This window comes from Salmonella enterica subsp. diarizonae, assembly GCF_008692785.1.
Taxonomy (GTDB): domain Bacteria; phylum Pseudomonadota; class Gammaproteobacteria; order Enterobacterales; family Enterobacteriaceae; genus Salmonella; species Salmonella diarizonae.
The window spans coordinates 263,098-284,732 of sequence record NZ_VXJV01000007.1 but is presented as its reverse complement, the minus strand read 5'-3'; the positions used below and the strand labels follow the sequence as shown (position 1 = coordinate 284,732).

The following is a 21,635-nucleotide window of genomic DNA, read 5'->3' as shown; positions in this document are numbered from 1 at the left end:
CGTCTACAGATTTCTGCTAATGATGGACGTGTAAATTTTGTAACAGCGTCAAATAGTTTACTGACATGCAATGATACAAAAAACAATATATTGAACAATAGGTTATGTATAAACTCGCGTCATAAAAATTAGCAGACAACGCAGACTACGCCCCCGTTTCGGATCATTATCTTAACCTAAAACCGCTATATTTATAAGTATTATTACGAATAATCTTAATCTGGGATATGTTATACTAATCGGACCAGCAAGATATTATTACGGCTTTAGTAAATGCTTTTTAAATATTAAATAATAATTAATTAAGATTTCCACCATTCATTAATTATACTTAACAATAGTTTCACACCGCCTAGCGCCGGAAAGGTCTAACCTTCTCATTTCACCGTTAATGCTCAGTATTTCCGAAATAGCCGACGCTACACTAATGATGAATGCTTATCTCTCATAAAACAGACAACTTTCAGCAAAATAAAACACCACATCACAAGCAATAAAGCAGAATAAAAAACTACATATATAAATAAAAACAGAAAATAAACCTATAAAAATGATTTTGTAGAGTTTTAAACAACGAGAAAGCGCGTTAAAAATAAACAAAATCTTCTTCTGCCAACTCTTCAAAACTCACCGTCGTGGGAGTACATTGTTTCGTGCTGACTTCCACGGCAGGGAGTGGCAATAACAGCTAAAAGGTCAAGATTCATGTCCCCCATTGAAAAATCCAGCAAACTCGAAAATGTCTGTTATGACATTCGTGGTCCCGTTCTGAAAGAAGCGAAACGCCTTGAAGAAGAAGGTAATAAAGTTCTTAAACTGAATATCGGCAACCCCGCCCCCTTCGGATTCGAAGCGCCGGACGAAATTCTGGTCGATGTCATTCGTAATTTGCCGACGGCGCAAGGATATTGCGACTCGAAAGGGCTTTATTCCGCCCGTAAAGCGATTATGCAGCATTATCAGGCCCGTGGAATGCGCGATGTGACCGTGGAAGATATCTATATCGGTAACGGCGTTTCCGAACTGATCGTTCAGGCGATGCAGGCGTTGCTTAACAGTGGCGATGAAATGCTGGTTCCCGCGCCCGACTATCCATTATGGACGGCGGCAGTATCGCTTTCCAGCGGCAAGGCGGTACATTATCTTTGCGATGAATCTTCCGACTGGTTCCCGGATCTTGACGATATCCGCGCCAAAATCACCCCACGTACGCGCGGCATTGTCATTATTAATCCAAACAACCCTACTGGCGCCGTCTATTCTAAAGAATTGTTGATGGAAATTGTCACCATTGCGCGCGAGCATAATCTCATCATCTTCGCCGATGAAATTTATGACAAGATTCTCTATGACGATGCCGAACATCACTCTATCGCCGCACTGGCGCCTGACCTGCTAACTATCACCTTTAACGGTCTGTCTAAAACCTATCGCGTCGCCGGATTCCGTCAGGGCTGGATGGTATTGAACGGGCCGAAAAAACATGCGAAGGGCTATATTGAAGGGCTGGAGATGTTAGCCTCAATGCGGTTGTGTGCCAACGTCCCGGCGCAACACGCCATTCAGACCGCGCTCGGCGGTTATCAAAGCATTAGCGAATTTATCCTGCCGGGCGGTCGTCTGTATGAACAACGTAACCGCGCCTGGGAGTTGATTAACGATATCCCCGGCGTTTCCTGCGTGAAACCGCGCGGCGCGTTGTACATGTTCCCCAGGATCGACGCTAAACGTTTTAATATTCACGACGACCAGAAGATGGTGCTGGACTTCCTGCTACAGGAAAAGGTGCTGCTGGTGCAAGGAACCGCCTTTAACTGGCCGTGGCCGGATCACTTCCGTATTGTGACGCTACCACGTGAAGATGACCTGGAGATGGCCATCAACCGCTTTGGGCGCTTCCTCTCAGGCTACCATCAATAATATTAAATTCAGGCTACTTTGGTAGCCTGAATTGCATCTTCATCTCCCTCCCCGCACAATGAAGTCTGCCGCAGTGAAAACATAAGGTAATCTATGAAGCAGAGCCATTTTTTCGCCCATCTCTCCCGCATGAAGTTGATTAACCGCTGGCCGCTGATGCGTAACGTGCGTACGGAAAACGTCTCCGAACATAGCCTGCAGGTGGCGATGGTCGCCCATGCGTTGGCGGCGATAAAAAACCGTAAATTTGGCGGTCAGCTCAATGCTGAACGTATCGCGCTTCTGGCGATGTATCACGATGCCTCAGAAGTACTGACCGGCGATCTGCCAACGCCGGTAAAATATTTTAATTCCCAGATAGCCCAGGAATATAAAGCGATCGAAAAAATCGCCCAGCAAAAGCTGGTTGATATGGCACCGGATGAATTACGCGATATTTTCGCACCGCTTATTGATGAGAATACCTGGAGCGAAGAAGAACAGGCAATCGTGAAACAGGCCGATGCGCTTTGCGCCTACCTGAAATGTCTGGAAGAGTTATCGGCGGGGAATAATGAGTTTTTGCTGGCGAAAACGCGGCTGGAAAAAACGCTGGAATTACGTCGCAGCCAGGAGATGGACTATTTTATGGCGGTGTTCGTGCCAAGTTTCCATCTTTCTCTTGACGAGATAAGCCAGGATTCACCGCTTTAGTTGCCGGATGGCGGCTGTGCCTTATCCGGCCTGGCGCAACGTTCGCCAGCGTAGGCCTGATAAGCGTAGCGCCATCAGGCATTTTCCAGCCTATGGTTAAAACGGGAATAACATCGGAATCATCACAATACAGACCGCCATCACAATAAGCGTGAACGGCACGCCAAGCTTCACAAAATCGCTAAAGCTATAGTTTCCCGGCCCCAGAACCAGCGTATTGACCGGCGATGAAACCGGCGTCATAAAGGCGGCGGATGCCGCCATCGCCACCGCCATCGCAAACGGATAGGGCGATACGCCCATTGACTTCGCCGCCGCCAGCGCAATCGGCGCCATCAGCACCGCCGTTGCCGTGTTAGAAATAAACAACCCTATGGCGGCACACAGCACGAACAGGCATCCCAGCATCATATACGGCCCATAGCCGCCGCCGATATCCATTAACCCTTTCACCACCAGAGAGACGCCGCCGGTTTTTTGCAACGCCAGCGCAAACGGCATCATACCCACAATCAAAATAATACTCGGCCAGTGGATCGCTTTATAGGCGCTTTCAGCATCAATACAGCGAAATTTCCCCATCAGCAGGCAGGCGATAATCGCCGCGATCGGGTTGGGAATTTCATCGGTTAACATCAGCGCCACCATAAGTACCAGGCAGAAAATGGCGTGCGGCGCCTGGCTGTGCGCTGGAGAGGCTTCGCTGACCTCGACCGGCATATTCAGCACCACAAAGTCGCGACCTTTTTGCCCAAGCTGGCTGATTAACTTCCAGTTCCCCACAACCAGAATGATATCGCCCATCAATAACGACTCATCGGCCAGCGATCCTTCCAGCTCGACGCCGTCGCGTTTCAGGCCGACCACATTCAGCCCGTAACGTGTACGGAAGGCGATTTCCCGCACCGACTTGCCTATCAGTTCAGACTCCGGAATAAGCGAAATTTCCGCCATCCCGACATCTAACGCCTGATCGGAAAAATATTCTCCACGCAATACCATCGGTTCCAGAAGTTGTTCGGCGCAAAACTCTCTGAGGTCAACCTCCGCCGCCGACATATCAATCAGCAGAACGTCGCGAGCACGAAACTCCGATACGCCGTTCACATTGACGATAACCCGCCGAAAGCGCCGCCAGCGTTCAACGCCGATAACATTGGCGCCGTAACGTTCGCGCAGTTTAAGGTCGTCCAGCCGCTGTCCCACCATCGGCGAACCGGGGCGAATCGCCAGACGGCGAGCGCGTCCCGTCAGGCGGTAATCACGGATAAGATCGCGGAAAGTGCGCCGCTTACCGGCCTGTTGTCCGGGCGTATCGCCTTTTAGCATGAAGCGCATCACCAGCATATAAACAATGCCGAGCGCCAGCACCACTACCCCCAGCGGCGTCACGCTAAAAAAGCTGAACCCGTGCAGGCCTTCACGCAGCAGTTCACTGTTAACCACCAGGTTCGGCGGCGTCGCCACCAGCGTCATCATTCCGCTGATAAGCCCGGCAAAGCTAAGCGGCATCATCAGGCGCGAAGGCGAGGTCTGCATATGCATAGAAACGCTAAGAACAACGGGGATAAAAATCGCCACCACGCCGGTTGAACTCATGAAAGCGCCAAGCCCGGCGACAGTGATCATCAGTAAAACCAGCATCTTGATTTCACTGCTGCCCGCCATTTTAACCAGCCAGGTACCGACCACCGTAGCAACGCCGGTACGCACAAGACCGTCGCCAATAATAAATAAGGCGGCGATAAGAATGACATTCGGATCGCTGAAGCCGGAAAAGGCTTCCGGAAGGGTCAAGGTACCACTAAGGACAAAAGCAACAATGACGAATAAAGCCACCGCATCCATACGTACTTTGCCCGTCGCAAACAGCACAACGGCAACCGCCAGTAAAGAGAGAACCCAAATCAATTCACCGTTCACAACATATCCTTGTCAGATGAGAAGATAATGCGATTCTGCCATAAATATGCCCCGCCAGGGCGGGGCGATATCATGATCAGGTCTTTCTTAACACCACCACATCACCGTTTGGTTGTTTAGCGACCGACAATTGCGTCAGGCTATCCAACACAAAATCAACATCCGCCAGACGCGGCGTGTCGGCCGGCGCATTGACCGCAATGACATGGCAGCCCGCAGCCAGCCCGGACAGCACGCCAGCCGGGGCATCTTCCACTACGGCGCACTCCTGAGGGGCCAGGCCAAGCAGTTGTGCGCCGAGCAAATACGCATCCGGCTCCGGTTTGCCGCGTTTGACTCGTTCGGCGGTGACAAACACCTCTGGCGCGGGAAGGCCCGCGACCTGATGGCGCGCACGCGCGACCGGCATTGAACCGGAGGTAACGATAGCCCACGGAATGCCCGCTTTATTCAGGTGATTAAGTAAATCGGCTGCCCCCGGCAACGCGGTGATCCCTGCAGTTTCAGTGGCTTCTATTTGCTCCAGGCGCGTAAACTCAGCGGCAATTTCCGCCTCCGATTTACCCGCCATAAAATGCCGCAACGAGGTCATCGCCTGTTTGCCATGAATAAAGCCCAGCACCTCATCATGAGCAAGGTTAAAGCGATCGGCCCAGTTACACCACGCGCGTTCAACGGCAGGTAATGAGTCAACCAACGTTCCATCCAGATCAAACAGAAAGCCTTTACACTGCACGCGAACCTCCTCAGGCATTAATGATTTGATTGATTTCATTCGCGCTCAGGTGGTACTGACGCGGACAGGCGTGCCAGACATTCAACATCCGCTGGTATTTTTCCCACATCGGCGTCTGGGCATTAAAGCCGTGCGTCCCGGCGTCAAAGTGAGTGTAGCGCCCTTCTATATTCACCATAAAACGGACATAGCCGAGGTAGCGCGCTTCCGTCGCGGCGTCAAACCCCAGGAAGGTGACGCGACGTTCGTCGATGGCTTGCGTATCTTTGAGGTTGGTCCAGGAGACGTGCAGCGCATGGTACATCTCCATAATATCGATGATGGTACGACAGGTCTCTTCCGTCAGCTCGCCAAACTCGCGATCCAGCTCGCGCATCTGCAGGCCGTAGCCACGTTCAATAATTGTTTGTAAGCGACGGTAACGCTCGGCGTTGGTGGGATCGAGCATCGTCATCATTTTGTACTGGTTAGACAAAATCAGACGTTGCGCGTTGGTCATTTCCATTTTGAACTCCTGTATCACGCTATGGCGATGAAAAAAAGAAGGTATTGGTATGCCTTCTTTTATATGCGTAATCCGGGGTCAATTACAAATCATCCAGGAAAGTTTTATCCAGTTGTTTGAAGGCGCGCTTAAGCGTGTCAGCTAATGCCTGGTAATCCGGCTTTCCTTCTACCGGTGCCAGCGCTTGTCCGGCTTCCTGCAATTTGCCGCGAACTTCGTAAAACCAGTTGAGGATTGAAGGCGGCAATGGCGTCACGGAACGTTTCCCTAACCACCATAATCCCTGCATGGGCAAGCTCAGGGCGAACAGGGCGGTCGCCACGGCCGGACCTAACTGACCGCCCAGCGCTATCTGCCAGCATAACGTAAAGACCGCGACAGGCGGCATAAATCGTATGGCATAGCGCGTCATACGAATTACGCGGTTTTCGACGAAAACGGGTGCCAGCCGCTTTTCCATCGGCCACGTCTTCGCGTAGTGCTGCCCCCGGCGGAATAAGCTAAAAAAATTTACGGAGCGATTATCCGGTGTCGACATGGCCTACCTCAACTTCACATATAAAATTTAAAAAATTTGTGCAAAACAGCAACTGCGAGGGACAACGTTCAAAACATTTTGTCTTCGATACCCACTATCAGGTATCCTGTGTCGGCCTGTCAAAGGCCGGTAGTTTAAAAGCATTGAGTCGTCAATATTATACATAGTATGCCATTGGCTGAAAAATACGCAAAATGGCATAGACTCAAAGGTATTTCTTCCATCATGCCCAAAAAAACTCCTGCGCATGATGTTAATCATAAATGTCAGGGCTATCATGCGCTACGCTCTATGGCTCACTGACGTTTTTTTAGCCACGTATCATAAATAGGTACTTCCATGTCGAGTAAGTTAGTACTGGTTCTGAACTGCGGTAGTTCTTCACTGAAATTTGCAATTATTGATGCAGTTAACGGTGATGAATACCTTTCTGGTTTAGCCGAATGTTTCCATCTGCCAGAAGCACGCATCAAATGGAAAATGGACGGCAGTAAACAAGAAGCGGCTTTAGGTGCAGGCGCCGCTCACAGTGAAGCGCTAAACTTTATCGTTAACACTATTCTGGCACAAAAACCAGAACTGTCTGCGCAGTTAACTGCAATTGGTCACCGTATCGTACACGGCGGCGAGAAGTATACCCGCTCCGTCGTCATTGATGAGTCCGTCATTCAGGGCATCAAAGATTCCGCCTCTTTCGCACCGCTGCATAACCCGGCTCACCTGATTGGTATCGCCGAAGCGCTGAAATCTTTCCCGCAGCTGAAAGATAAAAACGTTGCAGTATTCGACACTGCCTTCCATCAGACCATGCCAGAAGAGTCTTACCTGTATGCCCTGCCGTACAGCCTGTATAAAGAACACGGCGTTCGTCGCTATGGCGCACACGGCACCAGCCACTTCTATGTGACTCAGGAAGCGGCAAAAATTCTGAACAAGCCGGTAGAAGAACTGAACATTATCACCTGCCACCTGGGCAACGGCGGTTCTGTTTCCGCTATCCGTAACGGTAAATGCGTGGATACCTCTATGGGTCTGACCCCGCTGGAAGGCCTGGTCATGGGTACCCGTTCCGGCGATATCGACCCTGCGATTATCTTCCACCTGCACGACACTCTGGGCATGAGCGTGGATCAGATCAACAAAATGCTGACCAAAGAGTCCGGTCTGCTGGGTCTGACTGAAGTGACCAGCGACTGCCGTTATGTTGAAGACAACTACGCCACCAAAGAAGACGCAAAACGTGCGATGGACGTTTACTGCCACCGCCTGGCGAAATACATCGGTTCTTACACCGCTCTGATGGACGGTCGTCTGGATGCAGTCGTGTTCACCGGCGGTATCGGTGAAAACGCCGCGATGGTGCGTGAACTGTCTCTGGGTAAACTGGGCGTGCTGGGCTTTGAAGTCGACCACGAACGTAACCTGGCAGCCCGCTTCGGCAAATCTGGTTTCATCAACAAAGAAGGCACTCGCCCTGCGGTGGTGATCCCAACCAACGAAGAACTGGTCATCGCGCAAGACGCGAGCCGTCTGACTGCCTGATTTTACACCGCCAGCCTAGCTGGCGGTGCTGTTTTGTATCCCGCCTGAGCCTGGCGGTAACGAAAGAGGATAAACCGTGTCCCGTATTATTATGCTGATCCCTACCGGAACCAGCGTCGGCCTGACCAGCGTCAGCCTCGGCGTCATCCGTGCTATGGAACGCAAAGGCGTTCGTCTGAGCGTCTTTAAGCCTATCGCCCAGCCTCGCGCTGGCGGCGATGCGCCTGACCAGACCACCACTATCGTTCGCGCGAACTCTACCCTGCCCGCGGCTGAACCGCTGAAGATGAGCCACGTTGAATCTCTGCTCTCCAGCAACCAGAAAGACGTGCTGATGGAAGAGATCATCGCAAACTACCACGCGAATACCAAAGACGCGGAAGTGGTGCTGGTTGAAGGTCTGGTTCCGACCCGTAAACATCAGTTCGCTCAGTCTCTGAACTATGAAATCGCGAAAACGCTGAATGCGGAAATCGTTTTTGTCATGTCTCAGGGTACCGACACGCCAGAACAGCTGAACGAACGTATCGAACTGACGCGCAGCAGCTTCGGCGGCGCGAAAAACACCAACATCACCGGCGTTATCGTCAACAAACTGAATGCGCCGGTTGATGAACAAGGCCGTACTCGCCCGGATCTGTCGGAGATCTTTGACGACTCTTCCAAAGCCCAGGTGATCAAAATCGATCCTGCTAAACTGCAGGAATCCAGCCCGCTGCCGGTTCTGGGCGCGGTGCCGTGGAGCTTCGACCTGATTGCGACCCGCGCTATCGATATGGCGCGTCACCTGAACGCAACCATCATTAACGAAGGCGATATCAAAACCCGCCGCGTTAAATCCGTCACGTTCTGCGCGCGTAGTATTCCGCATATGCTGGAACATTTCCGCGCAGGGTCGTTGTTAGTGACCTCCGCTGACCGTCCGGACGTCCTGGTCGCTGCTTGCCTGGCCGCGATGAACGGCGTAGAAATCGGCGCCCTGCTGCTGACCGGCGGCTATGAAATGGACGCGCGCATTTCTAAACTGTGCGAACGCGCATTCGCCACTGGCCTGCCGGTCTTTATGGTGAACACCAACACCTGGCAGACCTCGCTGAGCCTGCAAAGCTTCAATCTGGAAGTCCCGGTTGATGACCACGAACGCATCGAGAAAGTTCAGGAATATGTCGCGAACTACGTTAACGCTGACTGGATCGAGTCGCTGACCGCCACTTCCGAACGTAGCCGTCGTCTCTCTCCGCCAGCGTTCCGCTACCAACTGACTGAGCTGGCGCGTAAAGCCGGTAAACGCGTAGTGCTGCCGGAAGGCGACGAACCGCGTACCGTCAAAGCGGCGGCAATCTGCGCTGAACGCGGCATCGCCACTTGCGTACTGCTTGGCAACCCGGATGAAATCAACCGCGTCGCGGCATCCCAGGGCGTTGAGCTGGGCGCAGGCATTGAAATCGTCGATCCGGAAGTGGTGCGTGAAAGCTATGTCGCCCGCCTGGTTGAGCTGCGTAAGAGCAAAGGTATGACCGAACCGGTTGCCCGTGAGCAGCTGGAAGACAACGTGGTGCTCGGCACGCTGATGCTGGAGCAGGACGAAGTCGACGGTCTGGTTTCCGGCGCGGTTCATACCACCGCCAACACCATCCGTCCGCCGCTGCAGCTTATTAAAACGGCGCCGGGCAGTTCTCTGGTCTCTTCTGTGTTCTTCATGTTGCTGCCGGAACAGGTTTACGTTTACGGCGACTGCGCAATCAACCCAGACCCGACTGCTGAACAACTGGCAGAAATCGCGATTCAGTCTGCGGATTCCGCTATTGCCTTCGGTATCGAACCGCGTGTCGCGATGCTCTCCTACTCCACCGGCACCTCTGGCGCGGGCAGCGACGTAGAGAAAGTACGCGAAGCGACGCGTCTGGCGCAGGAAAAACGTCCTGACCTGATGATCGACGGTCCGTTGCAGTACGACGCCGCGGTTATGGCTGACGTAGCGAAATCCAAAGCGCCGAACTCGCCGGTTGCTGGTCGCGCTACCGTGTTCATCTTCCCGGATCTGAACACCGGTAATACCACCTACAAAGCGGTACAGCGTTCTGCCGACCTGATCTCCATCGGGCCGATGTTGCAGGGTATGCGCAAGCCGGTGAACGACCTGTCCCGTGGCGCGCTGGTTGACGATATCGTCTACACCATCGCCCTGACGGCGATCCAGGCTTCTCAACAGCAGCAGTAACAGTAAAAGCCAATGCCGGATGGTGGCGTGAACGCCTTGTCCGGCCTACAGATGAGATACCGTTGTAGGCCGGATAAGACGCGTTAGCATCGCCATTCGGCATTCTGTTATTTACCATGCAAACCCGGAATTTTTTGCTTAACTGCGCTGCATCAATGAATAACTATTCCCTTCTTCTCATACTTAGCCTCTTTGCTTTGCAACAGGGATAGTCCGTCATGTCTGTCGTTACAGAATCAAAACCAGCCAGAAAATGGGCGATGCCCGATACGCTGGTCATCATCTTTTTTGTCGCCATTTTAACCAGTATCGCCACTTGGGTCGTGCCCGTTGGGATGTTTGATAGCCAGGAAGTGCAGTATCAGGTCGATGGTCAGACAAAAACCCGCAAAGTCGTCGATCCGCACTCTTTTCGCATTGTGACCAATGAGGCCGGGGAAGCGCAGTATCATCGCGTACAATTTTTCACCACTGGCGATGAGAGACCGGGGCTGATGAATTTTCCGTTTGAAGGGTTAACATCCGGATCGAAATTTGGCACTGCCGTCGGCATCATTATGTTTATGTTGGTGATTGGCGGCGCATTCGGCATCGTGATGCGTACCGGCACCGTGGATAACGGCATTCTGGCGCTGATTCGCCACACGCGGGGCAACGAAGTCCTGTTTATTCCGGTGCTATTTGTCCTCTTTTCATTAGGGGGCGCCGTATTTGGCATGGGCGAAGAAGCGGTCGCCTTTGCGATTATCATTGCCCCGCTGATGGTCAGGCTGGGCTATGACAGCATTACCACTGTCCTGGTGACCTATATCGCCACCCAAATTGGCTTTGCCAGTTCGTGGATGAATCCCTTCTGCGTGGTCGTCGCCCAGGGGATTGCCGGCGTACCGGTACTTTCCGGCTCCGGGCTGCGTATTGTGGTCTGGGTTGTCGCCACGCTGATTGGGCTGGTTTTTACCCTGGTCTACGCCTCACGCGTGAAAAAGAATCCGCAGCTTTCCCGCGTCCACGAATCCGATCGCTATTTCCGCGAACAGCAGGATGAAGTCGTCCAGCGCCCTTTCACCTTCGGTGACTGGCTGGTACTGCTGGTCCTGACCGGCGTAATGATTTGGGTCGTCTGGGGCGTGATTGTCCACGCCTGGTTTATTCCGGAAATCGCCAGCCAGTTTTTTACCATGGGCGTGGTGATCGGCCTCATCGGCGTTATCTTCCGCCTCAACGGCATGACGGTCAACGTAATGGCGTCCTCATTCACCGAAGGGGCGAGAATGATGATCGCGCCCGCGTTACTGGTGGGTTTTGCCAAAGGCATTCTGCTGCTGGTCGGCAATGGCGAAGCCGGGGAACCCAGCGTGCTTAATACGCTGCTTAATAGTATCGCGCATGGCATCAGCGGGCTTAATAATGCTATCGCCGCCTGGTTTATGCTGCTCTTCCAGGCGGTATTTAATTTCTTTGTGACGTCCGGTTCGGGTCAGGCGGCGTTAACCATGCCATTGCTGGCGCCGCTCGGTGATCTGGTCGGCGTTAACCGTCAGGTGACTGTCCTGGCCTTCCAGTTTGGTGATGGCTTCAGCCATATTATCTATCCGACATCGGCCTCGCTGATGGCCACGCTGGGCGTGTGCCGGGTCGATTTTCGCAACTGGCTTAAAGTGGGGGCGTCGCTGCTGGGACTGCTGTTTATTATGTCCAGTGTAGTCGTCATTGGCGCGCAGATGATGGGATATCATTGATCCAAAATGCCGGATGAGCATCAGCGTCATCCGGCAATATCTCCATGATTAAAGCATTGATTTCGCTGCTTCTACAATCGCGGCGGCGGTGAGTCCGTACTCTTTTTGTAAGAAATCCTGCGTTCCTACCTGCCCATAACGCTCTTTGACGCCAACACGGCGCATCGGCACCGGGCAATTTTCCACCAGTACTTCCGCCACCGCTGACCCTAGTCCATTATGGATGCTGTGGTTTTCACAAGTGACGATACGCCGCGTTTTTTCCGCGTAGTTTTTCACCAACATGCGATCGATAGGCTTTAAGGTGAACATATCAATGACCGCAGCGCTCACGCCTTCCTGCTCCAGTTGGCGCGCCGCCTCCAGCGCCTCAGCCACCATAATGCCGTTAGCGATAAGCGTAATATCATCGCCTTCGCGCAGTACGTTGCCCTTGCCAATGGTAAAGGTAGAGCCTGGCGCATAGATACTCGGCGCCTGCTTACGGATGGTACGCAGCCAGTAAAAACCGTCCAGGTCCATTAGCTGGCGTAAAATATCCGCGAACATCACCGCATCCGTCACCTCCAGTACTACGGAGTGCGCCAGCCCGCGAACAATCCCCATATCTTCAAAAGACATATGGGTGCCACCGTTATGGCACGCCGTCACTCCGGCATCGGAGGCGATCACTTTGACGTTGTTACGCTGATAATCCAGCGCCATAAAGAGCTGGTCAAAACAGCGACGGCTGGCAAAAGCGGTAAAGGTATGCACAAACGGTTTGCGACCGGTCAGCGCCAGTCCCGCCGCCGTGCCAATCACATTCGCCTCCATAATACCGCAGTTAATGACATGCTGCGGGTAGTCACGCGCCACGCTGTCCATCGCCATCGAGCTCATTAAATCAGCCTCAAGCGCAATAATTGGGCTTCCGGCCTCAATCTGCCTGGCGACAAAACCGGCGTAAACTTTGCGCATTTCGATATCGTCTTTAAGCCCTGCGGGCGCAAGCTTAATCATGCGTGACCTCCAGTTGATGAATGGCCTCATTGAGCGTCTGCTTCATATCATCCGTCAGGCGTAAATGGTGAGAATTCGTTAACTGCTCCAGGCATGGCACCCCCTGCCCTTTAATGCTGTCAAGGATCACTACCCGTGGTTGGGCATCGGCGGGCGGCACTGGCTGAACGACCGCCAGTAGTCCGGCGATATCATCGCCTTTGACGGTGACGACATCGAAACCAAACGCGCGGAATTTCCCTTCCAGATCGAACGGATTGATAATCTCCTCCAGCTCGCCATCAAGCTGCTGTTTGTTCCAGTCAATGAAAACGGTCAGATTATTCAGGCGGTGGTGGGCAATAAACTGAAACGCCTCCCAGCACTGCCCTTCATTCAACTCCCCATCGCCGACAATGCAAAATACCCGGTTGGGTCGCCGCGCCAGTTTATGCGACAGCGCCATACCGCCCGCAATAGAGATACCCTGTCCCAGTGAGCCGGTCGTGGCGTCCACGCCGCGCGTTTTTAGCCGATCCGGATGGCTGGGCAGACGGGTGCCGTTCTGGTTAAGCGTATTCAGCTCTTCGCGCGGGAAATAGCCTTTAATCGCCAGGGTACTGTACAAGGCGGGGCCCGCATGGCCTTTCGACAGCACGAAGTAATCACGCTCCGGCCAGTCCGGGTCGGCAGGATCGATTTTCATCACCGCGCCGTACAGAACCGCCAGAGTTTCTACTACCGACATGCTGCCGCCATAGTGACCAAAGCCAAGATGGGTTAAGGATTTGAGCGTAGCGACGCGAATCTCGCGCGCCAGTTGGGTGATTTCGGTTACGTTCATTCTTTCGCTCCGCTATTTTCCTGCACTTCGGCATTCGCTTTTTTGTTTTTGGCCAACACGTTGTACGCCACCAGTAGCGCAAATAGCGCCACCACCAGCCCCGTGATAGCCATCGGCGACAGATAACGCGCCAGGTTGCCCAGCAAAATACCGATTGCGCCAAAGTCAGCATCCGAGAACGTGGTATTGGCGAAGCCGATCGCGCCGAGAACCGGCAGTAACAGCACTGGCAGGAAAGTGATTAATAACCCATTAGCAAATGCGCCGATCATCGCGCCACGACGACCGCCGGTGGCATTGCCAAAGACGCCTGCGGTCGCGCCGGTAAAGAAGTGCGGCACTACGCCAGGCAGGATCAGCACAAGCTTCATCTGTCCGAGCAGGAAAAGTCCCACCAGTCCACCGAGGAAGCTGAACAGGAAGCCAATCAGCACCGCGTTAGGGGCATAGGGATACACCACCGGACAGTCCAACGCCGGACGTGCGTTTGGCACCAGTTTTTCTGAAAAACCGGTAAAGGCCGGAACAATTTCCGCCAGAATCAGACGAACGCCTTGTAGAATGATGAACACGCCGGCGGCGAAGGTGATCGCCATGATGATGGCGTACACCAGATAGTTTTGCCCACCGCTAAACGTCGCTTCGACATAGTCACGCCCTGCGCTGACTGCCATGATCAGATAGATAATCATCATGGTCAGCGAAATTGAGATAGAACTGTCGCGCAAAAAACTGAGGTTTTTCGGCAGGTTCATCTCTTCCGTGGAGCGGGAGCCTTTACCACACAGGCTGCCAATCCAGCCGGAAAGCACATATCCCAGGGTACCAAAGTGACCAAACGCAATGTCATCGGTGCCGGTAATCCGCCTCATATAGCGCTGGGCCAACGCCGGGAAGAAGGCCATCACCAGTCCCAGGATCAGCGATCCGGTGAATACCAGCCCTACGCCCTCGAAACCCGCCACGGTCAGGATTACGCCAATCATACAGGCCATGTAAAAGGTGTGATGCCCGGTCAAAAAGATATATTTAAGACGCGTAAAGCGCGCCACGACAATATTGGCCACCATACCAAATGCCATAATTAACGCCGTGGACGCGCCATATTTCTCCAGCGCGATTGAGACTATCGCTTCATTATTAGGAATTATGCCCTGAATATTAAAAGCGTGTTCAAACATACCACCCAGCGGGTTTAATGAACCCACCAGTACGGTTGCGCCGCCGCCAAGCACAATAAAACCTAAAATAGTTTTAATCGTGCCTTTTACCACATCGGAAAACGCTTTTTTTTGCGCCACCAGACCAATAAGAGCAATTAACCCTACAAGCACCGATGGCACTTTTAAAATATCAACAACAAAATTCAGCGTTTCAAGGATAAACATATCCACCTCGCCAGCAAAAATTATTGTTTAGCGAACCATGCGCGCAGTTGCGTTTCCAGTTCGTTGATGTCGATGATGTTATTGATCACCACCAGTTGGCTTTCCGGTACGCTGGCGCTGGCCGCGATATCTTTGGCCATTACAAAAAGATCGGCGGCCCCGGGCGTGGCCGATGAGAGATCGGAGTGTTCCACCTCGGCGTCAATATTGAGTTTCTTTAATACTTTTTTAATGTTCATTTCTACCATAAAACTACTACCCAGGCCGGAACCGCAAATTGCCATGATTTTCATTATTGTCACCTTTTAAAAGTAGAGTCGGTCTGCATCACGCACGGGCGCAATGTTATTTACAGCAAAAGAAATGTAATAAAATCAGAAACGATCAATAATCTTTTTAATGTCCTCCAGGTTTTTTGCCTGATGTAATTTTTCCATATCTACATCACTGGAAAATAATTCCGCCAGCGCCGATATCATTTCGATATGACTGTGCTTATCAGGCGCCGCCAGCATAATAATGATGTCAACCGGATCGAACTCGTCTGCGCCAAATGAAACGCCGCGCTGTAGTTTCAGTAACGATAAACCTAACCCTTTCGCCCCCTCTTCCGGCCTCGCATGCGGCATCGCTAACCCCGGCGCTAATACATAATACGGCCCAAGCTTTTGGTGCTGCTGAACAATCGCCGTAATGTATTCCGGTGCGATAACGCCTGCGTCCAGCAGGGGTTTGCCGCAAATTTCCAGCGCCTGCGGCCACGTTTCCACGCTCTCCTGAAGCGTGATGGTTGCGTCAGATAACCAGGTTCCCAGCATGTTATTCGCCCCCACGGTGTATCAAATTATGAACAAACTTTATTCAAGCCATTCGATATTAGCTGCGATCGTTATCACAAAGATAGCGCTACCAGAGACTATTACTCAGAATTGTGATAGCGCTATCAAATTAAAATCATCGTGTGAAATCACAGCAAAAAAGCGGATTTAAGGCGTATACTGCCAGTCATGCGAAGCAAAGAACGACAATAAAAAAGCATCTCAACATGTTGTAATGACGCAGGAATTTGTATGTCGATACCCCGTAAACGGCGTAGTACCGGTAAAGTGACTATCGCCGATGTAGCCCAACTTGCCGGTGTAGGCACGATGACCGTATCACGAGCCTTACGTACGCCGGAACAGGTCTCTGATAAACTCCGGGAAAAAATCGAAGCGGCAGTGCATGAGCTGGGCTATATGCCTAATCTCGCCGCCAGCGCGCTGGCGTCTGCCTCCTCGCACACCATCGCGATGGTCGTACCGAACCTTGCGGAAGCGGGGTGTTCTGAAATGTTTGCCGGGCTGCAACAGATTTTACAGCCCGCAGGCTACCAGATTATGCTGGCGGAATCGCAGCATCGCGTAGAGCAAGAGGAGAAGCTGCTCGAAACGCTGCTGGCTTCCAACATTGCCGCGGCGATTCTGCTTAGCGTCGAACATAGCGATACCGTGCGCCAGTGGCTGAAAAATGCCTCTATCCCGGTGATGGAGATGGGCGCGATTCGCAGCGATCCTATTGATATGAATATCGGCATTGATAACGTTGCGGCAATGTATGAGCTGACGGAAATGCTGATTCAGCGCGGTTATCAGAATATCGGACTGCTGTGCGCCAATCAGGAGCAGTGGATTTTTCAGCAACATCTGCATGGCTGGTACAAAGCGATGCTGCGCCACCATATGTCGCCCAACCGGGTAATTAATGCCGCCTTGCCGCCCAATTTTTCTACCGGCGCATCGCAACTGCCGGAGTTTTTACTGGCGTGGCCGGAGCTGGACGCGCTGGTATGCGTATCGGATGAGCTGGCCTGCGGCGCGTTATACGAGTGCCAACGACGGCGTATCAAAGTTCCGGACGATTTAGCGGTTGTCGGGTTTGGCGATAGCGATGTCAGCCGGGTCTGCCAGCCGCCGTTAACAACAATGGCCGTACCGCATCGTAAGATTGGCAGCGAAGCCGGGCGGGCGCTACTGGAAAGGTTAAATCAGGGAAACTGGAGCGATCGAAAATCCATCGCCTCCAGTTTATGTATGCGGGAAAGCTGCTAAGATGCTTATTCCGTCTCTTCCGGTTTCTCCTGAAGCGCGGCTTCGTTTTTGGCGTTGCGGGTCATCCACAGCGCCAGCGCTTTCAGCGAGTCCGGCGTAAATTCATCACAGCGCGCGGTGATCTCCTCCGGGGTCAGCCAACAAACTTCGCTGACTTCATCTTCCTGAAGCGCAAAAGGCCCGTGGGAAACGCAGCTAAACAGCGCGCCCCAGACCCGACAATGTTGGTCTTCAAAGTAAAACAGACCGTGTTCGGCAAACGGCACGCCTGCAATACCCAACTCTTCTTCCGCTTCGCGGCGGGCAGATTCCAGTAGCTGCTCATCAGCCTGGACCACGCCGCCTGCGGTAGCATCTAACATACCGGGCAAAAAATCTTTTGTTTCGGTACGACGCTGCACCAGAATTTTACCCATACCATCGTGAACGACGATATACGTCGCACGATGCCGTAAGCGTTGCGCACGCATCTGTTCCCGGCTGGACTGTGCAATGACTTCATTATCTTCATTCACAATATCCACCCATTCCGTACTTGCCAAACGACGCTGTTCCACCATCAGGAAACCTTCTTATTTCTGGCGCTCTTACGGCGCATTTACGTTTGTGAGGTAAATTACGAGTTAATTGCGACCTGCGCAATGATACTTTGATCATTGAGTGCGATTACGCTCAACACATTATCATCCAGAATGCCGTAGCTTGCCGCATACCCGCCTTTCGGGATGCTCACCGACCCAGGATTAAAGTGATACAGCCCTTCCTGCTGTTGCGCCACCGGCAGATGCGTATGACCATAAACCAACACATCGCCAGCATGCAGAGCGGGCAGATTCGTCGGCCCGAAGAGATGCCCATGCGTTAAAAATAGCCGCCTCTCTTGCGTCAATATTTGCTGCCACGGCGCAGTTATCGGGAAATGCAGTAGCATCTGATCCACTTCGCTATCGCAGTTGCCACGCACGGCAATAATCTGCGTCGCCACCGCATTCAGGCGTTCGGCAACCTCGGCGGGCGCATAGCCTTCAGGCAGCGCATTTCGCGGGCCGTGGTTAAGGACGTCGCCCAATATCACCAGCCAACGCGCGCCGCTTTGCGCGAACCGCTCAAGCACGCGTTCCGTGGCGGGTAAAGAACCATGAATGTCCGATGCGAACATCAGTTTCATCGCTCACTCCTCGTTGTGAAAAACGGCGTTATGATACTGGAATATGAACAGATTTTCAGCCTGAACGCTTCGAGGAAAGCGCAATAAAACGCTGTACGGAAGCACGTTGCCACTGGAACGTCGCATACGCCGCCAGCGACGCCGGCACGTCATCGCCATGCAGCGCCAGACGATTGATCATCAATGCCAGATCGGTATCGGCAATGCACCATTCGCCAAATAAATTTTGCGTTCCCTGCCCCAATAGCGCTTCAGCCGTCGCAAACAGTTTTGCCGCGCTGGCTTTTCCAGCCTCGCTTAGCGGCGCTTTTTTCGCCCCGGCAAACACCACGTCGGTAGGCCGTTCTTCGCGAAGCGGCAGTAAATCGCTGCGTAGCCACGCCTGAATCTGTCGCGCGCGGGCGCGTTTTTGTAAATCGTGCGGGTAGATACGCTCCCACTGCGGCGGCGCGAAACGCTCCTCCAGGTATTCCGCAATAGCGGACGACTCGCTGAGCTCAAAATCGTCTGTCTCAAGCACTGGTACGCGCTGCGTCAGCGCATATCCCCGCCAGCCAGGTTGCAGATGTTCTCCCTTGCCCAGATCGCGGGTTTTCAGCGTAAAGGAAAGCCCTTTTTCTTGTAACGCCACCCAGGCGGACAATACGTAGGGAGAGAAAAAGTTCGCATCCGACCACAGCACAATAACAGGCTTACTCATAATGTCCTCTTGAGGGCGTATTAGATTTCTCCCCAAAATATAGCGTCTTTCGCCTGCTGTCACCTGATGAAAACTCACACACGTCAGGAGGCTTTCTATACTTAATTCAGCCCAGACTATTTACGCACATGCAGGAGCCAAAATGATTGACCTTTACTACGCCCCCACGCCCAACGGGCATAAAATAACGCTGTTTCTGGAAGAGGCGGAGCTGGCGTATCGTTTGCTAAAAGTGGATATCAGCAAGGGCAATCAGTTTCGCCCCGATTTTTTGGCTATCTCTCCCAATAATAAAATTCCTGCCATCGTCGATCACGCCCCGACAGACGGCGGTCAACCGCTTAGTCTTTTTGAATCCGGTGAAATTCTTCTCTACCTGGCGGAAAAAAGCGGCAAACTGCTTAGCGGGGAGCTGCGTGAACGCCATACCACGCTGCAATGGTTGTTCTGGCAGGTCGGCGGGTTGGGGCCAATGCTGGGCCAAAACCATCACTTTAACCACTTTGCGCCGCAGGCAATCCCCTATGCGATTGAACGCTATCAGGTTGAAACGCAACGCTTATACAACGTTCTGAATAAACGCCTGGAAGCCTCCCCATGGTTGGGCGGTGACCACTACAGTATTGCGGATATCGCCAGTTGGCCGTGGGTTAACGCGCATCAGCGTCAGCGAATCGATCTTGATACATACCCGGCGGTGTATAACTGGTTTGAACGCATTCGCACGCGTCCTGCGACAGCGCGCGCTATGTTACAAGCGCAACTGCACTGTAACAGTACGAAAGAGTAACGCGGCACTATTCTCATGTATGATGTGGAGGTTGATACACGGAACAAGCCTGCAATGGCACAGCCTGACGCCATTATTCGTATTAAAAACCTGACATTAGGGAAGAGGTAATCCTCCCTACTCTGGAGGTCATATGCAGATTCTGATTACCGGCGGTACGGGCCTGATTGGGCGTCACCTTATTCCTCGGCTATTAACACTGGGGCATCAGGTGACGGTCGTTACGCGCAATCCCGATAACGCGCGTCAGATTCTTGATTCCAGAGTGACATTATGGAAAGGGCTGGCGGAACGTGAGCACCTCAATGAGATTGATGCCATCATCAATCTGGCGGGCGAACCGATTGCCGACAAGCGCTGGACGTCGCAACAAAAAGAACGGTTGTGCCAAAGCCGCTGGGCTATCACGCAAAAGTTGGTGGATTTAATTCATGCCAGCGCAACGCCGCCCGCGGTGTTGATATCCGGCTCCGCCACGGGCTATTACGGCGATCTGGGCGACGTTGTCGTCACTGAAGACGAACCGCCGCACAATGAATTTACGCATAAACTTTGCGCCCTCTGGGAACAGATTGCCTGTCGCGCGCAGAACGACCAGACCCGCGTCTGTCTGCTGCGTACCGGCGTCGTCCTGGCGCCGCAAGGCGGGATTCTGGGGAAAATGGTTCCGCCGTTCCGCCTCGGTCTCGGCGGTCCGGTGGGTAATGGTCGGCAATACCTGGCCTGGATTCACATTGACGATATGGTCAACGGCATCCTGTGGCTGCTGGATAACGATCTTCGCGGTCCCTTCAATATGGTCTCGCCGTATCCCGTCCATAATGAGCAGTTTGCTCATGCGCTGGGTCGCGCGCTGCGCCGCCCGGCGATTATTCGCATTCCGGCGACGGCAATTCGCTTATTGATGGGAGAGTCGTCAGTGCTGGTACTGGGCGGACAGCGGGCGCTGCCAAAACGGCTTGAAGCCGCCGGATTCGCATTTCGCTGGTATGATTTAGAAGAGGCGCTGGCGGATGTGATTCGCTAGTTCCCAAAGCGCCTTATCCTACCCGGTAAGCGACGCGCCGCCGGGTTTCTTTTATTTCAGCGAGCCTTTCAGGAACTGCTGTAAACGCGGGCTTTGCGGATTGCCGAACACCTGCTCCGGATCGCCCTCTTCTTCAATTTTCCCCTGATGCAGAAAAATAACGTGCGAAGAGACATGGCGGGCGAAGCCCATTTCATGCGTGACCACCACCATCGTTTTGCCTTCTTCCGCCAGTTGTTGCATGATGCGCAACACTTCGCCGACCAGTTCAGGATCGAGCGCCGAAGTAGGTTCATCGAACAGTAAAACGTCAGGTTCCATCGCCAGCGCGCGCGCAATAGAAACGCGCTGCTGTTGGCCGCCGGAAAGATGGACAGGATATTTTCCCTGAGCGCGCTCATCAATCCCCACCTTCGCCAGATATTTCAGCGCCCGCTCGCGCGCGTCGTGCTTGCTTAATCCCAGTACCTGAATCGGCGCTTCCATCACATTTTCCAGCACCGTCATGTGGCTCCAGAGGTTAAAGTGCTGAAACACCATCGTCAGGCGGGTACGCAACAAGCGTAGCTGATTTTTATCCGCCACTTTGAGCTGTCCGTCTTTGTCACGCACCAGATTAATGTTCTGACCGTTCACGATAATCGCGCCTTCGCTCGGTTTTTCGAGGAAGTTAATGCAGCGCAAAAAAGTGCTTTTACCGGAGCCGGACGAGCCGATGATGCTAATCACATCTCCGGCGCTGGCCTGCAGCGATACCCCTTTCAGCACTTCATGACCGCCGTAGCGTTTGTGCAAATCGATAACGTTTAATTTATTTTCTGACATCATGT

Annotated in this window: 21 protein-coding genes; 8 read left to right on the top strand and 13 right to left on the bottom strand. The window is 52.9% G+C overall.

Translation table 11 applies throughout. The features are described 5' to 3' along the window. The first annotated feature begins 705 nt into the window (after positions 1–705). On the top strand, positions 706–1,920 hold the full coding sequence (gene alaA, locus F4V72_RS16410; protein ID WP_000074543.1) for an alanine transaminase AlaA: 1,215 nt from the start codon (positions 706–708) through the stop codon (positions 1,918–1,920). Positions 1,921–2,013: 93 nt separating this feature from the next. Next, a complete protein-coding gene (yfbR, locus tag F4V72_RS16405) occupies positions 2,014–2,613 on the top strand; it encodes a 5'-deoxynucleotidase (RefSeq protein ID WP_053507762.1) in 600 nt (199 codons plus the stop codon). A 96-nt stretch (positions 2,614–2,709) separates the two neighbouring features. Here yfbR and F4V72_RS16400 read toward each other — a convergent pair whose 3' ends face one another. From F4V72_RS16400 to yfbV, 4 genes are all read right to left on the bottom strand, one after another. Next, the gene (locus F4V72_RS16400; protein WP_136058167.1) at positions 2,710–4,536 is read right to left on the bottom strand and encodes an SLC13 family permease; all 1,827 of its coding nucleotides are present in this window, start codon (positions 4,534–4,536) and stop codon (positions 2,710–2,712) included. A 76-nt stretch (positions 4,537–4,612) separates the two neighbouring features. Beyond that, positions 4,613–5,290 carry a sugar phosphatase gene (locus tag F4V72_RS16395; RefSeq protein WP_077944395.1) on the bottom strand — a complete coding sequence of 226 codons (678 nt, stop codon included), beginning with the start codon at positions 5,288–5,290 and terminating at the stop codon, positions 4,613–4,615. Further along, the gene (locus F4V72_RS16390) at positions 5,283–5,777 is read right to left on the bottom strand and encodes a YfbU family protein (protein WP_000426135.1); all 495 of its coding nucleotides are present in this window, start codon (positions 5,775–5,777) and stop codon (positions 5,283–5,285) included. The genes F4V72_RS16395 and F4V72_RS16390 overlap by 8 nt, the downstream gene beginning before the upstream one ends. An 82-nt stretch (positions 5,778–5,859) precedes the next feature. Further along, the gene (yfbV, locus tag F4V72_RS16385; protein ID WP_000106617.1) at positions 5,860–6,315 is read right to left on the bottom strand and encodes a terminus macrodomain insulation protein YfbV; all 456 of its coding nucleotides are present in this window, start codon (positions 6,313–6,315) and stop codon (positions 5,860–5,862) included. A 339-nt stretch (positions 6,316–6,654) separates the two neighbouring features. On the opposite strand from yfbV, the gene ackA reads away from it, so the two are divergent. From ackA to yfcC, 3 genes are all read left to right on the top strand, one after another. Next, the gene (gene ackA / locus F4V72_RS16380) at positions 6,655–7,857 is read left to right on the top strand and encodes an acetate kinase (protein ID WP_023248513.1); all 1,203 of its coding nucleotides are present in this window, start codon (positions 6,655–6,657) and stop codon (positions 7,855–7,857) included. A gap of 76 nt (positions 7,858–7,933) precedes the next feature. Continuing rightward, positions 7,934–10,078 carry a phosphate acetyltransferase gene (gene pta / locus F4V72_RS16375; RefSeq protein WP_000086695.1) on the top strand — a complete coding sequence of 715 codons (2,145 nt, stop codon included), beginning with the start codon at positions 7,934–7,936 and terminating at the stop codon, positions 10,076–10,078. 218 nt (positions 10,079–10,296) lie between these two features. After that, positions 10,297–11,817 (top strand): putative basic amino acid antiporter YfcC, encoded by a 1,521-nt coding sequence (yfcC, locus tag F4V72_RS16370; RefSeq protein WP_023248514.1) that lies wholly within the window; start codon positions 10,297–10,299, stop codon positions 11,815–11,817. 48 nt (positions 11,818–11,865) lie between these two features. Here yfcC and F4V72_RS16365 read toward each other — a convergent pair whose 3' ends face one another. The 5 genes from F4V72_RS16365 to F4V72_RS16345 form a co-directional block, all read right to left on the bottom strand. Continuing rightward, positions 11,866–12,819 carry a transketolase family protein gene (locus tag F4V72_RS16365; RefSeq protein WP_053530040.1) on the bottom strand — a complete coding sequence of 318 codons (954 nt, stop codon included), beginning with the start codon at positions 12,817–12,819 and terminating at the stop codon, positions 11,866–11,868. Further along, entirely contained in the window at positions 12,812–13,642 is an 831-nt protein-coding gene (locus F4V72_RS16360) for a transketolase (RefSeq protein ID WP_001103274.1), read from the bottom strand. Before F4V72_RS16360 ends, F4V72_RS16365 begins: the two co-directional genes overlap by 8 nt. Next, positions 13,639–15,030, bottom strand: a complete 1,392-nt coding sequence (locus F4V72_RS16355) for a PTS ascorbate transporter subunit IIC (RefSeq protein WP_001804488.1) — start codon at positions 15,028–15,030, stop codon at positions 13,639–13,641. Before F4V72_RS16355 ends, F4V72_RS16360 begins: the two co-directional genes overlap by 4 nt. A 20-nt stretch (positions 15,031–15,050) precedes the next feature. Then, the gene (locus tag F4V72_RS16350) at positions 15,051–15,323 is read right to left on the bottom strand and encodes a PTS sugar transporter subunit IIB (protein ID WP_000699818.1); all 273 of its coding nucleotides are present in this window, start codon (positions 15,321–15,323) and stop codon (positions 15,051–15,053) included. Positions 15,324–15,404: 81 nt separating this feature from the next. Next, a complete protein-coding gene (locus F4V72_RS16345; RefSeq protein WP_000901809.1) occupies positions 15,405–15,848 on the bottom strand; it encodes a PTS sugar transporter subunit IIA in 444 nt (147 codons plus the stop codon). A 252-nt stretch (positions 15,849–16,100) separates the two neighbouring features. Here F4V72_RS16345 and F4V72_RS16340 point away from each other — a divergent pair, with 252 nt between their 5' ends. Next, positions 16,101–17,120, top strand: a complete 1,020-nt coding sequence (locus tag F4V72_RS16340) for a LacI family DNA-binding transcriptional regulator (protein ID WP_000026946.1) — start codon at positions 16,101–16,103, stop codon at positions 17,118–17,120. A gap of 5 nt (positions 17,121–17,125) precedes the next feature. Here the strand turns inward: F4V72_RS16340 and yfcD are convergent, their stop codons facing one another. Genes yfcD through yfcF form a run of 3 tightly spaced genes read right to left on the bottom strand, consistent with a single transcriptional unit; the run spans position 17,126 to position 18,988 of the window. After that, a complete protein-coding gene (yfcD, locus tag F4V72_RS16335) occupies positions 17,126–17,680 on the bottom strand; it encodes an NUDIX hydrolase YfcD (protein ID WP_000230215.1) in 555 nt (184 codons plus the stop codon). A gap of 56 nt (positions 17,681–17,736) precedes the next feature. Beyond that, a complete protein-coding gene (gene yfcE, locus F4V72_RS16330) occupies positions 17,737–18,288 on the bottom strand; it encodes a phosphodiesterase (RefSeq protein WP_023248517.1) in 552 nt (183 codons plus the stop codon). 55 nt (positions 18,289–18,343) lie between these two features. After that, positions 18,344–18,988 carry a glutathione transferase gene (yfcF, locus tag F4V72_RS16325; RefSeq protein ID WP_023248518.1) on the bottom strand — a complete coding sequence of 215 codons (645 nt, stop codon included), beginning with the start codon at positions 18,986–18,988 and terminating at the stop codon, positions 18,344–18,346. Between the two features lie 142 nt (positions 18,989–19,130). Here yfcF and yfcG point away from each other — a divergent pair, with 142 nt between their 5' ends. Continuing rightward, a complete protein-coding gene (yfcG, locus tag F4V72_RS16320; protein WP_023248519.1) occupies positions 19,131–19,778 on the top strand; it encodes a GSH-dependent disulfide bond oxidoreductase in 648 nt (215 codons plus the stop codon). 133 nt (positions 19,779–19,911) lie between these two features. Next, positions 19,912–20,805 (top strand): TIGR01777 family oxidoreductase, encoded by an 894-nt coding sequence (locus F4V72_RS16310; RefSeq protein ID WP_023248520.1) that lies wholly within the window; start codon positions 19,912–19,914, stop codon positions 20,803–20,805. Between the two features lie 51 nt (positions 20,806–20,856). Here the strand turns inward: F4V72_RS16310 and hisP are convergent, their stop codons facing one another. Further along, on the bottom strand, positions 20,857–21,630 hold the full coding sequence (gene hisP / locus F4V72_RS16305) for a histidine ABC transporter ATP-binding protein HisP (protein ID WP_002954133.1): 774 nt from the start codon (positions 21,628–21,630) through the stop codon (positions 20,857–20,859). Positions 21,631–21,635: the final 5 nt, after the last annotated feature.